Here is a 1588-nt window from a genome sequence, read left to right as displayed (position 1 = left end):
CACCGATCCGATCGAACGGCGACCCAGCTCGGGCGGCCACCCGGGCTGGGCCATTCCTCACGGAACGGCTCAACATAACCGATCAGGCTAATACAAGGGCGGGCAAAGCGAAGCGTGCCCACCACTTCTACCCAGCGAAGCCAAATGGTGGGCACGGCGCAAGCGCGCCTTTGCCCACCCTACGGCGCCTCCCTCATCCTCTTAGAATCGCCAGCGCGAGCGCCTGCGCGCGCGGCACGATGCTGTCGAGCTCGAGATATTCCTCCGGCGTGTGCGCGAGCCCGCCGACCGGCCCAAGGCCGCAGATGGTCGGCGTGCCCACCGCGGCGGTGAAGCCGGAATCGGCGCAGCCGCCCGAGAACTCGCCCTGGAGCGTGGCAAGGCCAACCTCTCGTGCGGCGGCCCGATAGCCTTCAAACAGCGCCTTCGATTCCGCGCTCTGCACTACCGGCACGAACTCGCCCTTGATGGTCAGCGTCGCGCTGGTGCCCGGCACATAGGACGTCGCGATGATCTGCTCGATCGCGGTCATCACCGTCGCGCGGTCTGCGGGATCGACATAGCGCAGATCGATCTGGCCTTCCGCGTAAGGCGCCGTGGTGTTGACGGATTGTCCACCCGAGACCAAGCCGACATTGAGCGTGATACCCTTGTCCAGATTGGTCAGCGCATGGATCTGCACGATCTTGTGCGCGAGCTCGCCGATCGCGCTGACGCCGGCGGCGAAATTGGCGCCGGAATGGGCGGCTTTGCCGGTGATGGCGAAATGCATGAAGATGCCGCCCTTGCGCCCGGTGACGATATTCCCCGTGGGGCGGCCCGGCTCGGCGGTGAACACGGCGCGCGCGGCGCGTCCTTCGCGCTCGATCACCGGCCGCGAGGAGGGCGAGCCGATCTCCTCGTCCGAGGTGATCAGCAGTTTGATTGGGTGTGGATTGCCGCCGAACTTGTGGAAGGCGGTCGCCACGAACACGTTCATGACGAGCCCGGACTTCATGTCGGCCACGCCGGGTCCATAGGCGCGGCCGTTCCTGATGGTGAACGGACGCCGTCCGGCCTCGCCCTTGCCGAACACGGTATCGCGATGCCCCATCAACAGCACGGGCTTCTCGTTGCTGCCGGGCTTTGCGACTTCGGCATGGATCGCGTCGCCAAACGTGCCGTGGCTTTCGCGGCGGAATGGAATGCCATGTTCGGAAAAATGCCGCTCGAACCGCGCACCGACCGCATCGACACCTTCCTTGTCGTAGGATCCGGAATCGATGTTCACGACATCGCGCAACAGATCGATCATCGCCTGCCGCTGCGACGCCAGCCAGTCCGTGATTGAGCTTCCGACATGTTTATCCTCGTGTGGTTCTCGCAGAGTTATAGAGCTTGGCGCGCGGATGGCCTAGCCACGGGGCGCGGTTCCGTCATGCGAAGGATGCTCTTGAGGTTCGTCATTGCGAGCGAAGCGAAGCAATCCAGAGTGTCGCCGCGGAGGGATTCTGGATTGCTCACATGGGGGTTTGGTGTGTCAAGATTTATGATCAGCTCTTTGTTCGATTGCAGGCCAGCTCTTCGTCCCGACCGTGGGATCTTTCGG

At 63.8% G+C, this 1588-nt stretch carries 1 protein-coding gene; it reads right to left on the bottom strand.

From position 1 onward, the window contains the following. Positions 1-193: 193 nt before the first annotated feature. Positions 194-1294 carry a M20 family metallopeptidase gene (locus tag IVA87_RS09075; protein ID WP_247333396.1) on the bottom strand — a complete coding sequence of 367 codons (1101 nt, stop codon included), beginning with the start codon at positions 1292-1294 and terminating at the stop codon, positions 194-196. Positions 1295-1588 lie beyond the last annotated feature (294 nt).

The organism is Bradyrhizobium sp. 147 (assembly GCF_023073935.1).
GTDB lineage: Bacteria > Pseudomonadota > Alphaproteobacteria > Rhizobiales > Xanthobacteraceae > Bradyrhizobium.
This window is presented reverse-complemented; position numbering and strand designations above follow the sequence as displayed.

Bases quoted from the DNA above. Each gene is read 5' to 3' on its own strand.
- IVA87_RS09075 (WP_247333396.1), bottom strand. From the start codon at position 1,294: ATGATCGATCTGTTGCGCGATGTCGTGAACATCGATTCCGGATCCTAC.